Origin of the sequence: Bacillus sp. CH_70 (assembly GCF_038007045.1) — a bacterium.
In the GTDB taxonomy this organism is placed as follows: domain Bacteria; phylum Bacillota; class Bacilli; order Bacillales; family Bacillaceae_G; genus Bacillus_A; species Bacillus_A cereus.
This window is the reverse complement of sequence record NZ_JBBOWL010000001.1, coordinates 3603554-3619705: the sequence shown is the minus strand read 5'-3', so window position 1 is coordinate 3619705 and position 16152 is coordinate 3603554. Positions and strand designations below refer to the sequence as shown.

Sequence of the window (16152 nt, the reverse complement as noted above, 5' to 3'; positions counted from 1 at the left end):
TGGGTGATCTTTTTTTCTTTTTAACCCTATCGAATGAAATTTATAACTTAAGAAATAATAGTTATATACGAGTGAAAGGGGATGCGAAATGACAGAACGTGATCGATATACAAATGAAGAAAAAGAAGCTGAGCCAAAAGAAGCTGGAAAAGAGGCTTCAATAGTAGAAAAAATTCAACAGCTTGGACAGACAAATGTACCACAGATGAATGAATCACGTATTCATTGTTTAACGATTATCGGACAAGTGGAAGGTCATGTTCAATTACCGCCGCAAAATAAAACAACAAAATACGAGCATATCATTCCGCAAATTGTTGCGATTGAACAAAATCCAAAAATTGAAGGTTTGCTGTTAATATTAAATACGGTTGGAGGTGACGTTGAAGCTGGACTAGCAATTTCTGAAATGGTAGCTTCACTTTCAAAGCCAACAGTATCTTTAGTTTTAGGTGGGGGACATTCCATTGGTGTACCGATTGCTGTTTCTACTGACTATTCGTTTATTGCGGAAACTGCGACGATGACAATTCATCCAATTCGTTTAACAGGTCTTGTCATAGGTGTGCCACAAACATTTGAGTATTTGGATAAGATGCAAGAAAGAGTCATTCGTTTTGTGACGAAGCACTCGAAAGTAACAGAAGATCGTTTTAAAGAGCTTATGTTTGCGAAAGGAAATTTAACGCGAGATATTGGGACGAATGTAATTGGTGGGGATGCAGTAAAGTACGGTCTTATAGATGATGTTGGTGGTATTGGAAATGCAATTCGAAAATTAAACGAATTAATCGATGTTCGCGCGGAAGGTAGTGCAGAAGGGACAATGTTACAATGATTTTATATACAATTATGCCAGAGCAACTTGTGTATCCGGCCGATTATTCACAATGTGAAAGTCAAAAAGTTGTAAATATAAATGGTGTGGAATTAATGGTTTCTGAAGAGGAACATGGGTGTTATTCTATTGTACGTGTGCTAAGTACGGACCCACTTCACTATTTAGAGTTTGAGCCAGGTCAGAAAATAACCTTTTAGCAAAAAGAAGGATTTTGTTTAGAAGCTATGGTATAATATAAAAAACAAGACGGTTGAGCAGCCATGAGTAGGCTGCTTTCTTCTGTTTATTTAGCATTTTACAAGAAGTGTAAAAATAGAAGATATAAAGACCTGAAAAATAGAGAAAACAGACATATAAATAGAGCATTTTTAGGAGAGCTTTACTTATATGTAGAACACGAGGTGAAGAAATGGCAAAACAAAAGCAAAGAGGGACGAAGGCAAAGGCAAGACGTACGATAAAGCCAACTTTGTATTATGAAATCGTCGGTTTAACTCTTTTTGCACTTTCAATCATTACGATTTTACAGCTAGGCGTTGTAGGGAAATCGTTTGTGTTATTTTTTCGCTTCTTCTTTGGTGAGTGGTACATAATTGGTGTGTTAGGTGTAATAGCTTTATCGGTTTCCTTTGTTATAAAACGCGGATGGCCGAACCTTTTAAATAAACGGTTAATTGGATTTTATTTAATTGTATTGGCAATATTAATGTTTAGTCATATTACATTATTTAACCTTCTTACAAAAGATGGAGCAGTGCAAAATACTTCTGTTATTGTGAGTACGAAAGATAACTTCTTTCTTGAAATGAAAAAAGGGCCAGATAGCGTTCATTTAGGTGGTGGTATGTTTGGTGCGCTTATGTTCGCGACATGTTACTTCCTATTCGACGAAGTAGGAGCCTATATCATTGGAATTATTTTAGTTATTCTCGGGGTACTCTGTATAACAAATAAACATATTGGAGAAGTGTTAGCTCCAGTTGGTAGAATTCTTAGAAGTCAATTTCAAGTGATACAAGGGGATTATAAAGATTGGAAATCCAAAAGAACGGCTGAACAAACAGAAAAGAAAAAAACAACAAGAAGTACAAGAAGCAAACGTGCTGCAGAACAAGAAGAAGTTATTGAGCCGATGGAAGAAATCCAAATTGATCCGCCAATTATTTCAAATTTCACTGAGAATTATCCTGTAAATGAAGAAGAGGATAAACGAATTGAAGTAGAGCAAGAAGATTTGATCACTTCACCGTTTATTGAAGAGACTCCACCAATTGAAGAATCAAAGAAAAAGCGTGGAGAAAAAATTGTTGAATCGTTAGAGAGTGAAGCGCAAGCACCTCCTATGCAATTTTCAAATGTAGAAAATAAAGATTACAAGCTTCCTTCACTTGATATATTAAAATTTCCAAAGAATAAGCAAGTTACAAATGAAAACGCGGAAATTTATGAGAATGCTCGTAAATTAGAACGTACATTCCAAAGTTTCGGAGTGAAAGCGAAAGTAACCAAAGTGCATAGAGGTCCTGCAGTTACAAAATATGAAGTGTATCCTGATATGGGGGTAAAGGTAAGCAAAATTGTCAGTTTAAGTGATGATTTAGCCCTTGCTTTAGCTGCAAAGGACATTCGTATTGAGGCGCCAATTCCCGGGAAATCAGCTGTAGGGATCGAAGTTCCGAACTCAGAAGTTTCGATGGTAACGCTGAGGGAAGTTCTTGATTCTAAGGCTAATAATCATCCGGAAGAGAAGTTGTTAATTGGTCTTGGCCGAGATATTACAGGTGAAGCTGTATTAGCCCGTTTAAATAAAATGCCCCATTTACTCGTAGCTGGTGCGACAGGTAGCGGGAAAAGTGTATGTATTAATGGTATTATTGTTAGTATTTTAATGCGTGCAAAACCGCATGAAGTAAAATTAATGATGATTGACCCGAAAATGGTAGAGTTAAATGTATATAACGGTGTGCCTCATTTGTTAACGCCAGTTGTAACTGATCCGAAAAAAGCATCGCAAGCATTGAAAAAAGTTGTGAGTGAGATGGAACGTCGTTATGAATTATTTGCTCATAGTGGTACACGTAACATTGAAGGATACAATGATTATATAAAAGAACATAATAGTCAATCAGAAGCGAAACAACCCGAATTACCGTATATTGTAGTAATTGTGGACGAGTTAGCAGATTTAATGATGGTTGCTTCGTCTGATGTAGAGGATGCGATTATGCGTCTAGCGCAAATGGCTCGTGCTGCTGGTATTCATTTAATTATTGCAACGCAACGTCCGTCAGTTGACGTTATTACGGGTGTTATTAAAGCAAATATTCCATCGCGTATTGCATTCGCTGTATCTTCTCAAACAGATTCTCGTACAATTCTTGACGGTGGTGGTGCAGAAAAGCTACTAGGTCGTGGCGACATGCTGTTTATACCAATTGGTGCATCGAAACCTGTACGTGTACAAGGCGCATTTTTATCAGATGATGAAGTTGAGAGAGTTGTAGAATATGTTATTGGACAGCAAAAAGCACAATATCAAGAAGATATGATTCCGCAAGATGTTCCTGATACGAAGCAGGAAGTAGAAGATGAATTATATGATGAAGCGGTTCAACTTGTAGTGGAAATGCAAACAGCATCTGTTTCTATGCTGCAACGTAGGTTTAGAGTAGGTTATACGCGAGCTGCTCGTCTAATTGATGCAATGGAAATGAATGGTGTAGTAGGTCCATATGAAGGTAGTAAACCGAGAGAAGTACTCATTAATGATGTACAAGAAAAAAGTTCTTAAAAAAAGCCTAATTGTTTTTACAATTAGGCTTTTTTATATAGTGTTTTTGTTATATACTATACTCAGCAATAAAGAAAGGGCTTACATTTATAGGGTCCCTATAGAATACGAATACTTTGAGTATGTTTTATGTAAATGTTCGATATTTAATGCAGAAAAATGTTGGATTTTGTTGACACGTATGAGAGCAAGTGGTAAGATTACTTCGAAAAGAATCACTGCCTCATATAATCTTGGAGATAAGGTCCATAAGTTTCTACCTGGCAACCATGAATTGCTAGACTATGAGGGGAAAAGTGTGTAACAAAGGATGTAAAGGATCTTTGTGCCGAACTTTTTCTCGAAATGAGGAATGTTTATGGTGCAAAGTTTTTTTTATACAGTAAAGAGTGAAAATTTCATTTTAAAAAATTATTATTATTTATTCGACAATTGTGCTTATTTTTAGTGGTTAGTCATTTGTACTATGTTGTAAGTTGAAAAAAGAGAAAAGAAGTCTTACATCAGAGGTCGAATAATTGAAATGCGGGGGAGTCTTATGTCAGTAAAATCCGATAGTCGTCACCTATATTTACGGGTGATTGATCACATCAAAGAAAAAATTAAAGATGGGGCTTATAAAGAACGACAAAAGTTACCATCAGAGTTTGATTTAGCGAAAGAACTTGGCGTAAGTAGAGCGACTTTAAGGGAAGCGTTACGTATTTTAGAAGAAGAAAATGTTGTCATTCGTAGACATGGTGTAGGGACATTTGTAAATGCAAAGCCATTATTTTCTTCTGGAATAGAACAACTTTCTAGTATTACAGATATGATTTCTAGTGTGGGGAAAACACCAGGAACGATCTTTTTATCATCATCTACTACAACTTTAACAGAAGAGGAAAAAGAGAAGTTTAATAGTGAAGATGGTTTTAATGCAGTGATGATTGAACGCGTGCGTACAGCAGATGGGGAACCTGTTGTATATTGTATCGATAAACTTGCAAAAGAAATATTGCCAGATTTATCGGGTTACAATGAGGAATCATTATTAACGGTGATACATAATAACACGCATAAGCGCATAACATATGCGGTTGCTCACATTGAGCCAATTGGCTATCACCCTAAAATCTCACCGATTTTAGAATGTGAGCCTGAAACAGCACTGCTTGTATTAAAACAAATGCACTATGATCAAAATGATGAGCCAATCTTATATTCTATCAATTACTTTAGAGCTGATAAGTTTAGCTTCCACGTATTAAGAAAGCGTATGTAGGTAAGTTCCTTTTTAGGGAGGTGACAGCAAGAAGTAAGGGACAGCAGCGAAAGAATAAATAAATATATATCATTTTTGGAGGGGTTTCTAGTATGAAGAAAAAAGCAGGTCTTTTATTATCATTAACATTAGTAGCAAGTACAGTTTTAGGTGCATGTGGTAACTCGGATAAGGCAAGCAGTGACAAGAAAGACACGAAAGACTTCAAGGTTGGTATGGTAACGGATGTTGGGGGCGTTGATGACAAATCGTTCAACCAATCTTCTTGGGAAGGACTAAAAAAGTTTGGTAAAGATAATGGATTAAAGGAAAAGACAAATTATCGTTACCTACAGTCTGAAAAAGAAGCGGATTATATTCCAAACTTAAAGAAATTTTCAAAAGATAAGTATGATTTATCTTTCGGAATTGGTTATAAATTAGAAGGTGCAATTAAAGAAGTAGCAAAAGAATCTCCAAAACAACAATTTGCAATCGTTGATACTGTAGTAGATGCACCAAACGTAACGAGCATTACATTTAAAGATCATGAAGGATCATTCCTTGTAGGTGCGGTAGCAGCTATGTCAACAAAATCGAATAAAGTAGGATTTGTTGGTGGGATGAAGAGTGATTTAATTAGTAAATTCGAAAATGGATTTAAAGCGGGTGCAAAAGCAGTAAATCCAAACATTGAAATCGTATCTGAATATGCAGAAGCATTTGATAAACCTGAAAAAGGTACAGTTCTTGCATCAGCAATGTATGGTCAAGGCGTAGATGTAATTTATCATGCTGCTGGTGGTACAGGTAACGGTGTATTCACTGAAGCGAAAAACCGTAAGAAAAAAGGTGAAAATGTTTGGGTAATCGGTGTTGACCGTGACCAAAACCAAGAAGGTATGCCTGAAAACGTAACATTAACTTCAATGGTAAAACGTGTAGATATCGCTGTTGAAAAAGTAGCACAAGAAGCGAAAGACGGTAAGTTAAAAGGCGGTAAAGTAGAAGCATTTGGTTTAAAAGATGACGGTGTTGGTATTGCAAAAACAACTGACAACGTGAAAAAAGTTAACCCTGAAATTTTAACAAAAGTAGAAGAGCTTGAAAAGAAAATTACAGACGGTGAAATTAAAGTACCAGCTACAGATAAAGAGTATAAAGAATATGAAGCTTCTCTAAAAAAATAAATAGAGAAATAGCAAAGGTTAGTTCATAGAACTAACCTTTGTATGTATAAAACTTCCGAATTGCTTAATAAGTTAATAGTGTAATAGGGAATGTTCCCTGTTAAAAGGAGGAACACAATGGAATACGTAATTGAGATGAATAACATTACGAAAGTATTCCCAGGCATTGTAGCGAATGATGATATTACGCTGCAAGTAAAGCAGGGTGAGATACATGCTTTACTTGGAGAAAATGGTGCAGGGAAATCCACATTGATGAATGTACTATTTGGTTTGTACCAACCAGAACAAGGTGAAATTAAAATTAAAGGAAAGTCTGTAAACATTACCAATCCGAATGTGGCAAATGACCTTGGTATTGGAATGGTTCATCAGCACTTTATGCTTGTTCATAATTTTACAGTTACAGAAAATATTATTCTCGGAAATGAACCGAAGAAAAAAGGGAAAATTGCTGTTGAGGAAGCTGCTAAAGAAATTCAAAAACTGTCTGAACAATACGGTTTAGCTGTAGATCCATATGCGAAAATACAGGATATTTCAGTTGGTATGCAACAGCGTGTTGAGATTTTGAAAACTCTTTACCGCGGTGCAGAAATTTTAATATTTGATGAACCAACAGCTGTGTTAACACCGCAAGAAATTCATGAGCTAATTCAAATTATGAAAAAGCTTGTGCAAGAAGGAAAATCTATTGTTCTTATTACACATAAGTTGAAAGAAATTATGGAAGTTTGCGATCGTTGTACGATTATTCGTAAAGGAAAAGGAATTGGAACGGTTGACGTTGCAAATACGGATGAAAATAAACTTGCAGAATTAATGGTCGGACGTCAAGTGAATTTTAAAACAGAAAAAATAGACGCGAAACCAAAAGAAGAGGTACTTTCAATTGCAAACCTTGTTGTTCACGATGCACGTCAACTACCTGCTGTAAAAGGCCTTGACTTAACTGTTCGTGCGGGGGAAATTGTTGGGATTGCAGGGATTGATGGAAACGGACAAAGTGAATTAATAGAAGCAATTACTGGTTTACGAAAAGTTGAGTCAGGTTCTATTGCAATTAAAGGGAAAGAAATAACAAATTGGCCTGTTAGAAGAATAACAGAAGAAGGAATTGGTCATATTCCAGAAGATCGTCATAAACACGGACTCGTCCTTGATTTTTCTGTTAGAGATAATATAGTTCTGCAAACGTACTATAAGAATCCGTTTTCAAAGAAAGGGATTTTAAATTTCAGCAAAATTACAGAAAAAGCAAAGGCTCTTATTGAACAGTTTGATGTACGTACACCTAGTGAGCAAACGTTAGCACGCGCTCTATCTGGGGGAAATCAACAAAAAGCAATTATTGCACGTGAAGTAGACCGTGATCCAGATTTATTAATCGCAGCACAGCCAACACGTGGTTTAGATGTAGGAGCAATTGAATTTATTCATAAGAGATTAATAGAGCAAAGGGATAAAGGGAAAGGTGTATTACTTTTATCACTAGAGTTAGATGAAATCTTAAATGTTAGCGATCGAATTGCTGTTATTTATGAAGGGAAAATTGTAGCAATAGTTGATGCGAAAGAAACGAATGAACAACAGCTTGGATTGTTAATGGCTGGAGGAACAAAGAAGGAGCAGGTGGGTACAAATGGCTAAAAAACTTTTAACAGAACGAACGATAAATATTTTAGTCCCAGTACTATCCGTTATTTTTGGCTTACTTGTCGGAGCGATTGTAATGCTAGTTAGTGGTTATGATCCAATTGTGGGTTATAGTGCACTTTGGACAGGGATGTTCGGCAGCGCAAGTGCGATTGGTGAAACGCTTCGTACAATGATACCGCTTATTCTTGCTGGTTTATCAGTGGCGTTTGCATTTCGTACAGGTTTATTTAATATCGGGGTAGAGGGTCAATTGCTAGTTGGTTGGCTTGCAGCGGTTTGGTTCGGTTATGCAGTTTCACTACCAGCTTTCCTTCATATTCCATTATCTATTTTATTCGCAGCATTGGTAGGAGGAATTTGGGGCTTCATTCCTGGATATTTAAAAGGAAAGTTTCAAGTTAATGAGGTTATTGTAACAATTATGATGAACTATATCGCATTATATGTAACATATGACATCATTAAGCGCTTTTTACATGAAGGTAATGATAAAACGTATGACATTAAAGAGAGTGCATCACTATCTTCAGACTGGCTTGCTTCTATTACTGATGGTTCGCGTCTTCACTGGGGAATTATTGTAGCAATATTAATTGCTATTTTAATGTGGTTCTTATTAGATCGAACAACTTTAGGCTACGAATTAAAGTCGGTAGGATTTAATCAGCATGCTTCTCAATATGCAGGTATGAAAGTTTCTCGTAATGTAGTATTCTCCATGACAATTGCTGGTGCATTTGCGGGGATTGGTGGAGCGATGGAAGGATTAGGAACATTCCAGAGTATGACAGCGATGTCTTCGTTTACAGGAGTAGGATTTGATGGGATTGCTGTAGCATTACTTGGAGGGAATAATCCGTTTGGGATAATCCTTTCAGCTTTATTATTTGGTGGTTTGAAAAGTGCTTCCCCTCAAATGAACTTTGAGGCAGATGTACCATCAGAGCTTATTAATGTAATTATTGCATGTATCATCTTCTTTGTTGCATGTAGTTATGTGTTAAGATGGGCGCTTACACGCATGAGCAAGGAGGGGAAATAAATGAGCTTTTTAGATATATTAGCCATTCTTGTGACGGGTACGTTATATACATCGGCACCTATCATTTTCACAGCACTAGGTGGTGTATTTAGTGAACGATCGGGTGTTGTAAATATCGGATTAGAAGGACTAATGCTATTTGGTGCATTTATTGGAGTTGTTACAAACTTATTAATGGGTGATACTTGGGGAACGATGACTCCGTGGATTGCGTTATTATTTGCGGCAATTGGTAGTGGATTATTTGCATTACTTCATGCGGTAGCTTCTATTACATTCCGAGCAGATCAAGTTGTAAGTGGTGTAGCAATTAACTTCTTATCTCTTGGTTTAACGGTATTTGCAATTAAGAAGATTTTTGATAAAGGGCAGACTGACTTTATTCAGTATCGTATTGAAAAGATTGATATTCCAGGCCTTTCGGATATTCCGGTTTTAGGGAAAATATTTTTCTCGAACGTACCAATAACGTCGTATATTGCCATTATTTTAGCATTCGTTGTTTGGTATGTTATTTATAAAACACCGTTCGGTCTTCGTCTACGTGCTGTTGGTGAACACCCAATGGCAGCGGATACGATGGGGATTAACGTATATAAAATGCGCTATATTGGAGTGTGTATTTCAGGAGTGTTTGCTGGAATTGGTGGAGCGATTTTTGCAATGTCAATTTCTAATAACTTCTCAGGGGCAACTATTACAGGACAAGGTTTCTTAGCTTTAGCTGCTATGATTTTTGGAAAGTGGAATCCACTAGGCGCACTAGGTGCAGCTCTATTCTTTGGTTTTGCACAATCTCTTAGTGTAACGGGCGGAACAATTCCTGTATTAGATCAAATTCCAAGTGTTTTATTAACGATATTACCATATGTATTCACAATATTAGCGCTTGTTGGTTTTGTAGGTCGTTCTGAAGCTCCGAAAGCATTAGGAACTCCTTATGAAAAAGGAAAACGATAAGTATTTTATAAGTATAAAAAAGCTCGCACATTAGTGTGGGCTTTTTTACATAGAATATATTTAATACGGAATTTTACTATGTTCCTTACATATTAAAGTTTTTAGAAAGAATCATATGTAAGCATAATAAGGGAGAAAAGTTGATTTTTTATTTCTAAAAACTGTATATTGAAGAGGAATATTCCTATATACGTAAAGGAGGGCTATAAATGAAACTAATGGAACAACAACTACATGAGTTAGGTGGTTTGCGCGTACATATTATTCCGACTGATAAATATAAAACGAATACCTTTGTATTTCGTTTTAAAGCGCCTTTAAATGAGGAGACGGTGACAGAGCGTGCCCTATTGCCATACGTATTGCAAAGTGCGACAGAAAAATTACCTTCTGTAATTCGTCTTCGTCAATATTTAGAAGAATTATACGGGTCTTCTTTAGCAGTAGATGTAAGTAAAAAAGGGGAAGACCATGTTATCTCTATTTATGTAGACATTGCAAATGAAGTATATTTACATGATGCACCACCGTTATTTGAAAAAGCGCTTTCTATGTTGTCGGATATTGTGTTACATCCAGCGACGGAGGGGAACGGTTTCCTACCTTCTATCGTAGAAAGTGAAAAAAGAGCACTGTTACAGAGAATTGAAGCTACTTATGACGATAAAATGCGTTATGCAAACGAGCGTTTAATTGAAGAAATGTGCAAAGTAGAACCGTATCGTTTAAGTGCAAATGGAAAAAAAGAGAGTGTTGCTTCTATTACAAATGAAAGTCTGTATCAATATTATCAAAAGGTGTTAGCGGAAGATGAGATGGATCTATATATTATTGGTGATATTTCAGAAAACGCCGTTGATCTTGTAAGTAAGTATTTTTCTATTTCAGCTCGTCCAGTGAGAGAAAGAAATGTACTCCTTCATAGACGAAATAATGAAGAAAAAGAAGTTGTTGAAAAACAAGAATTAAAACAAAGTAAATTACACATCGGTTATCGTACATTTGTCACATATAAAGATGAAGATTATTTTGCATTGCAATTGTTCAATGGATTGTTTGGTGGTTTTTCTCATTCGAAGTTATTCGTAAATGTGCGTGAAAAAAATAGTTTAGCGTACTATGCAGCATCGCGCTTTGAAAGTCATAAAGGTTTATTATTTGTTATGTCAGGAATTGAAGCGAAAAATTATGAAAAAGCAGTTGAGATTATTAAAGAACAAATGCTTGCGATGCAAAACGGAGAGTTTTCTGAAGAAGAAATACATCAAACAAAAAGTGTCATCCAAAATCAAATATTAGAGGCGATTGATACACCACGTGGATTTGTAGAAATGCTATATCATGGTATTATTTCAGATTGTACACGTCCAGTTGAAGAATGGCTTACAGGTATAGAAAGTGTGACAAAAGAAGAAATTGTAAAAGTTGCTAAAAATATTGAACTAGATACAATTTACTTTTTACAAGGAACGGAGGGAGAGTAAATGGAGAAAATTATTTATGAGCAATTAAAAGAAACACTCTATTATGAAAAACTTCCTAATGGATTAGATGTATATGTTTTACCGAAACAAGGATTTAATAAAACATTTGCGACGTTTACGACGAAATATGGTTCAGTAGATAATACATTTGTACCATTAGGGAAAGAAGAAATGATTCGTGTACCTGATGGGATTGCACATTTTCTTGAGCATAAATTATTTGAAAAAGAAGATCACGATGCTTTCCAATTGTTTAGTAAACAAGGAGCATCGGCAAATGCTTTTACATCCTTCACACGAACAGCTTACCTTTTTTCATGTACTTCAAACGTAGAACAAAATTTAAATACATTACTAAACTTTGTGCAAGAGCCTTATTTCTCTGAAAAAACAGTTGAAAAAGAGAAGGGGATTATTGGGCAAGAAATTCAAATGTATCAAGATAACCCAGATTGGCGTTTGTACTTTGGGTTAATTGATAGCTTGTTTGTAAAACACCCAATAAAAATTGATATTGCAGGGACAATCGAATCTATTAGTAAAATTACGAAAGATTTATTATATGAATGTTATGAAACATTTTATCATCCGAGCAATATGTTATTATTTGTTGTGGGTGCAATTGATCCAGAGAAAACAATGGATTTAGTACGTGAAAATCAAGCAAAAAAAGATTATAAAAACCAGCCAGAAATTGTGCGTTCATTTGAAGAGGAACCAAATGAGGTAAATGAAAAGAAAAAAATTATTTCAATGCCTGTGCAAACACCGAAATGTTTAGTTGGTATTAAAGCGACTAATTTAAAAGAAAAAGGGCAAGCGCTTTTAAAACAAGAAATTGCGCTTACGTTACTTTTAGATTATTTATTTGGAAAAAGTTCTGTTCATTACGAAGCTTTATATAATGAAGGGCTTATTGATGATTCATTCTCGTATGACTATACAGAAGAAAATAACTTCGGTTTTGCAATGGTTGGCGGTGATACGAAACAACCTGATGAATTGGCAGATCGTTTAAAAGATATTTTATTAAAAACAGATTATGATCAATTAGATGCGGCGGCATTAGAACGAGTGAAGAAAAAGAAAATTGGTGGTTTTTTACGCTCGTTGAATTCACCAGAATATATTGCAAATCAATTTACACGATATGCGTTTAATGAATCTAGTCTATTTGATGCATTGACTGTATTAGAAGGGCTAACCGTTCAAGACTTACAAGAAGTAGCAAAATTATTGTTATCAGAAGAAAAAATGAGTGTTTGTCAGGTGTTACCGAAAAAATAACATTTTAAAGATACCCTCATCTTATCATTGAAAAATTGTAAGATGAGGGTATTATTTAGTTGTGTAAAAAGTGAACTTGTAGAGATAAGAGAGGGAATTTATGAAAAAGTATGCGTTAGTAACTGGAGGGAGCGGAGGGATTGGCTCTGCTATTTCGAAACAATTAATTCAAGATGGATATACAGTTTATGTTCATTACAATAACAGTGAAGGAAAGGTATTGGAATTGCAGAAAGCATGGGGGGAAGTTATCCCTGTGCAAGCGAATTTGGCTTCTAGTGATGGAGCAGAGCAATTGTGGAGACAAATTGAACATCCTATTGATGTTATTGTATATGCAGCTGGGAAGAGTATTTTTGGACTAGTAACAGATGTAACAAACGATGAATTGGATTATATGGTAGAACTTCAAGTGAAGAACGTATATAAATTACTTTCAATGGCACTTCCGCCTATGATTGGGAGGAGAAGTGGTAATATTGTAATTGTTTCATCTATATGGGGACAAATAGGGGCTTCTTGTGAAGTGCTTTATTCAATGGTAAAAGGGGCGCAAAATTCATATGTGAAAGCTTTGGCGAAAGAAGTGTCTTTAAGTGGATTACGTGTGAATGCGGTAGCACCAGGAGCAATTGAAACGGAAATGTTAAGTGTTTTTTCTGAAGAAGATAAAATGGGAATTGCTGAAGATATACCATTAGGTAGAATAGGGTTACCAGAAGAAGTAGCAAAAACAGTTGCATTCCTCGTATCACCAGGAGCATCTTACATAACTGGACAAATCATCGGAGTGAATGGTGGTTGGCACTGTTAAAAATTTCTTACATAAAAAATGAACAGTTGCACAAATTAAGCATGATTTTATTACTCAATAGTGAGGTGCTTAATTATGTCAGTATTAGATAATTTTGATCAGTGGAAGAGCTTTTTAGGAGATCGTTTAGAGCAAGCGCAAGGAAAAGGTTTAGACGGCGGTGCGGTATCAGATATGGCATTTCGTGTTGGCGACTACCTTGCTAATGAAGTAGAAGGACGCAATGACCAAGAGAAATTATTAGCTGAGCTTTGGAAAGTTGCTGATGAACAGGAGCAACATACCATTGCAAACTTAATGGTTAAGTTTGTACAACATAAGTAAAAGTAGAGAGGAGATTCTCCTCTCTACTTTTTTTGTATAATAATTACACAGGATAGATTATACATTTAGCTTCCCTATTAAGGTGAAATCATATAATATAGTACGTAGGTGTAAAGTAAGCAAGGGGAGTGATCTTGGATGATTGAATGGTATTTTGAATATGAAATACATAAAAACCGACCTGGCTTGCTTGGTGACGTTTCTTCGTTAATCGGTATGCTCGGCATTAATATTGTCACAATTAATGGTGTAGATAATGCACGACGTGGGTTACTTCTTATGTGTGATAATCAAGAGCAAATCTCTAGACTTGAATCAATTTTAAATACGATGGATAACATAACGGTAACGAAATATCGTCCGCCAAAGCTAAGAGATAAGCTAGCGGTTAGGCATGGTAGGTACATACAACGAGATGCAGATGATAAGAAAACATTTCGATTTGTGCGTGATGAATTAGGCTTACTTGTAGACTTTATGGCAGAAATTATGAAAAAAGAAGGCCATAAACTAATTGGGATACGCGGAATGCCTCGTGTCGGAAAAACAGAATCCATTGTTGCTGCAAGTGTTTGTGCAAATAAAAGGTGGTTATTTGTATCATCTACTCTTATTAAGCAAACTGTTCGTAGTCAATTAATTGAAGATGAGTATAGCGATGACAATATTTTCATCCTAGATGGAATTGTGTCAACGAAGCGTGCTAACGAAAGACATTGGCAGCTCGTTCGTGAAATTATGAGATTGCCTGCAACAAAAGTTGTAGAACATCCTGATGTATTTGTGAGTCAGTCAGAATACACATTGGATGATTTTGATTATATTATCGAGTTGCGCAACGATTATGATGAAGAAATTCAATATAATTTAGTAGATGAAATTGAGCAAGGTACGCAAAATAATTTCTCTATGTTTGACTTTTAAAGAAATATTGAGGTGTTAGTAGTGACGGAATTGGGACAAAAGCTGAAAGAAGCAAGAGAAGCGAAAGGCTTGACTATTGATCAGCTGCATGAGATTACAAAAATTCAAAAACGCCATTTAGTGGCAATTGAAGAAGGCAATTATGATGTATTGCCAGGAGCTTTTTATGCGCGTGCATTCATTAAACAATACGCAGATGCGGTTGGATTAAATGGAGAGGAACTGCTTGTAGAACATCAGAGTACGATACCACAATCTGAAAAGCGTGAAGTTCCACAAGTATCAACGGGACAAAAAACACAAGAAACAATGCAAAAATCTTCATCATGGCCAATTGCAGATCACATGCCGAAAATCTTAGTTGCGTTGTTAGTAATCGCAGTTGGAGTGGTAATCTGGTTTGTGTTTCAAGCGTTAACTGGAAAAGATGATGAAAAAGTTCCGAGTGCTCAAAGTGAGAAAATTGAAGTTCAAAAAGCAAAAGATTCTCCGTTAGATACGAAGAAAGATGAAGCGAAAGCGGAAGAGCCAAAAAAAGAGGAACCAAAGAAAGAAGAACCAAAGAAAGAAGAACCAAAGAAAGAAGAGCAACCAGCACCACCAACGGGACAGCAAGAAGTGAAAGTAGTTGGAACAACTGGTAAGGTATCTACTTTGGAAATTCATAATAATAAAACGTTAGAATTGGAAATCATAGCGAAGGGTACAAGCTATGTAGATGTTAAAGATGATGCGGGTAACGAAATTTTAAACACTACAGTACAAGGTGGTCAAACAGAAAAACGTGATGTATCAACATTAAAAGAAGTACGACTTAATATTGGAAATGCAACGAATGTTGAAGTTAAACTGAATGGCCAAGTGGTTGCTTTCCCATTGGACCCAGAAAAAGAACTTCACCAAAGATTGGTGATAAAAAACCAAGGGATAGGGCAACCTGCACAATAACAGTCATCGCTTCGATGACTTTTTTCAATGAACAAATGTTTTTGATATGATGGAGGAATAGCTGTGAATTTACCAAATAAAATTACAATATCTAGAATCTTCTTAATTCCAATTTTCATGGTAATTATGTTAGCGCCCTTTAATTGGGGTTCATACACAATTGGTGATGTTGATTTACCAATTCAACATTTAGTGGGGGCACTTATCTTTATCGTTGCTTCAGCTACAGATTGGATTGATGGACATTACGCAAGGAAGTATAATCTTGTAACGAACTTAGGAAAGTTTCTTGATCCGTTAGCTGATAAATTACTTGTTTCAGCAGCACTTATTACATTGGTAGAGATGCGATATGTACCGGCTTGGATTGTTATTGTAATTATCAGTCGTGAGTTTGCTGTAACAGGTTTACGTCTTGTACTTGCTGGAACAGGGGAAGTAGTTGCGGCAAATCAGCTAGGGAAAATTAAGACATGGACACAAATTATTGCGATTGCAGCATATTTATTACACGATGTACCTTTAAATTTAATCCATATTCCAGTTGCGGATATCTTCATATGGATTGCATTAATCTTTACTGTTATTTCAGGATGGGATTATTTCTGGAAAAATAGAGCTGCATTTGTAAACTCAAAATAGAAG

General features: G+C 35.8%; 15 protein-coding genes and 1 riboswitch. All 15 genes read left to right on the top strand.

Going from position 1 to position 16152, the window contains the following annotated elements:
* The first annotated feature begins 88 nt into the window (after positions 1 to 88).
* The 15 genes from tepA (at position 89) to pgsA (ending at position 16149) form a co-directional block, all read left to right on the top strand.
* Positions 89 to 838 (top strand): translocation-enhancing protein TepA, encoded by a 750-nt coding sequence (gene tepA / locus N2V79_RS18220; protein ID WP_000139807.1) that lies wholly within the window; start codon positions 89 to 91, stop codon positions 836 to 838.
* A complete protein-coding gene (locus N2V79_RS18215; protein WP_000605020.1) occupies positions 835 to 1038 on the top strand; it encodes a YlzJ-like family protein in 204 nt (67 codons plus the stop codon). The genes tepA and N2V79_RS18215 overlap by 4 nt, the downstream gene beginning before the upstream one ends.
* 212 nt (positions 1039 to 1250) lie before the next feature.
* Positions 1251 to 3632, top strand: a complete 2382-nt coding sequence (locus N2V79_RS18210) for a DNA translocase FtsK (RefSeq protein ID WP_053563764.1) — start codon at positions 1251 to 1253, stop codon at positions 3630 to 3632.
* A 203-nt stretch (positions 3633 to 3835) separates the two neighbouring features.
* A riboswitch (purine riboswitch) is annotated at positions 3836 to 3937 on the top strand.
* A 233-nt stretch (positions 3938 to 4170) separates the two neighbouring features.
* Positions 4171 to 4896, top strand: a complete 726-nt coding sequence (locus N2V79_RS18205; RefSeq protein ID WP_000114182.1) for a GntR family transcriptional regulator — start codon at positions 4171 to 4173, stop codon at positions 4894 to 4896.
* Positions 4897 to 4988: 92 nt separating this feature from the next.
* Positions 4989 to 6065, top strand: a complete 1077-nt coding sequence (locus tag N2V79_RS18200; RefSeq protein WP_000725773.1) for a BMP family lipoprotein — start codon at positions 4989 to 4991, stop codon at positions 6063 to 6065.
* A gap of 117 nt (positions 6066 to 6182) precedes the next feature.
* Positions 6183 to 7715 (top strand): ABC transporter ATP-binding protein, encoded by a 1533-nt coding sequence (locus N2V79_RS18195; protein WP_000456925.1) that lies wholly within the window; start codon positions 6183 to 6185, stop codon positions 7713 to 7715.
* Positions 7708 to 8766, top strand: a complete 1059-nt coding sequence (locus tag N2V79_RS18190; protein ID WP_001085255.1) for an ABC transporter permease — start codon at positions 7708 to 7710, stop codon at positions 8764 to 8766. Before N2V79_RS18195 ends, N2V79_RS18190 begins: the two co-directional genes overlap by 8 nt.
* Positions 8767 to 9726, top strand: coding sequence for an ABC transporter permease (locus N2V79_RS18185; RefSeq protein WP_000008857.1), 960 nt, complete (start codon positions 8767 to 8769; stop codon positions 9724 to 9726).
* Positions 9727 to 9935: 209 nt separating this feature from the next.
* The gene (yfmF, locus tag N2V79_RS18180; RefSeq protein ID WP_340720128.1) at positions 9936 to 11210 is read left to right on the top strand and encodes an EF-P 5-aminopentanol modification-associated protein YfmF; all 1275 of its coding nucleotides are present in this window, start codon (positions 9936 to 9938) and stop codon (positions 11208 to 11210) included.
* Positions 11211 to 12497 (top strand): EF-P 5-aminopentanol modification-associated protein YfmH, encoded by a 1287-nt coding sequence (gene yfmH, locus N2V79_RS18175; RefSeq protein ID WP_000411277.1) that lies wholly within the window; start codon positions 11211 to 11213, stop codon positions 12495 to 12497.
* 100 nt (positions 12498 to 12597) lie between these two features.
* Positions 12598 to 13311, top strand: coding sequence for an elongation factor P 5-aminopentanone reductase (ymfI, locus tag N2V79_RS18170; protein WP_000759626.1), 714 nt, complete (start codon positions 12598 to 12600; stop codon positions 13309 to 13311).
* 75 nt (positions 13312 to 13386) lie between these two features.
* Entirely contained in the window at positions 13387 to 13635 is a 249-nt protein-coding gene (locus N2V79_RS18165) for a DUF3243 domain-containing protein (RefSeq protein ID WP_000114444.1), read from the top strand.
* 138 nt (positions 13636 to 13773) lie between these two features.
* Complete coding sequence (locus N2V79_RS18160) at positions 13774 to 14559, top strand: DUF3388 domain-containing protein (RefSeq protein WP_000574107.1); 786 nt, start codon at positions 13774 to 13776, stop codon at positions 14557 to 14559.
* Between the two features lie 21 nt (positions 14560 to 14580).
* Entirely contained in the window at positions 14581 to 15507 is a 927-nt protein-coding gene (locus N2V79_RS18155) for a helix-turn-helix domain-containing protein (RefSeq protein WP_061659878.1), read from the top strand.
* A 63-nt stretch (positions 15508 to 15570) separates the two neighbouring features.
* Positions 15571 to 16149 carry a CDP-diacylglycerol--glycerol-3-phosphate 3-phosphatidyltransferase gene (gene pgsA / locus N2V79_RS18150; protein ID WP_001052977.1) on the top strand — a complete coding sequence of 193 codons (579 nt, stop codon included), beginning with the start codon at positions 15571 to 15573 and terminating at the stop codon, positions 16147 to 16149.
* Positions 16150 to 16152: the final 3 nt, after the last annotated feature.

Excerpts from the sequence above, each read along its gene's own strand:
- tepA (WP_000139807.1), top strand. The coding sequence starts at position 89 with ATGACAGAACGTGATCGATATACAAATGAAGAAAAAGAAGCTGAGCCA.
- N2V79_RS18215 (WP_000605020.1), top strand. The coding sequence starts at position 835 with ATGATTTTATATACAATTATGCCAGAGCAACTTGTGTATCCGGCCGAT.
- N2V79_RS18210 (WP_053563764.1), top strand. The coding sequence starts at position 1,251 with ATGGCAAAACAAAAGCAAAGAGGGACGAAGGCAAAGGCAAGACGTACG.
- N2V79_RS18205 (WP_000114182.1), top strand. The coding sequence starts at position 4,171 with ATGTCAGTAAAATCCGATAGTCGTCACCTATATTTACGGGTGATTGAT.
- N2V79_RS18200 (WP_000725773.1), top strand. The coding sequence starts at position 4,989 with ATGAAGAAAAAAGCAGGTCTTTTATTATCATTAACATTAGTAGCAAGT.
- N2V79_RS18195 (WP_000456925.1), top strand. The coding sequence starts at position 6,183 with ATGGAATACGTAATTGAGATGAATAACATTACGAAAGTATTCCCAGGC.
- N2V79_RS18190 (WP_001085255.1), top strand. The coding sequence starts at position 7,708 with ATGGCTAAAAAACTTTTAACAGAACGAACGATAAATATTTTAGTCCCA.
- N2V79_RS18185 (WP_000008857.1), top strand. The coding sequence starts at position 8,767 with ATGAGCTTTTTAGATATATTAGCCATTCTTGTGACGGGTACGTTATAT.
- yfmF (WP_340720128.1), top strand. The coding sequence starts at position 9,936 with ATGAAACTAATGGAACAACAACTACATGAGTTAGGTGGTTTGCGCGTA.
- yfmH (WP_000411277.1), top strand. The coding sequence starts at position 11,211 with ATGGAGAAAATTATTTATGAGCAATTAAAAGAAACACTCTATTATGAA.
- ymfI (WP_000759626.1), top strand. The coding sequence starts at position 12,598 with ATGAAAAAGTATGCGTTAGTAACTGGAGGGAGCGGAGGGATTGGCTCT.
- N2V79_RS18165 (WP_000114444.1), top strand. The coding sequence starts at position 13,387 with ATGTCAGTATTAGATAATTTTGATCAGTGGAAGAGCTTTTTAGGAGAT.
- N2V79_RS18160 (WP_000574107.1), top strand. The coding sequence starts at position 13,774 with ATGATTGAATGGTATTTTGAATATGAAATACATAAAAACCGACCTGGC.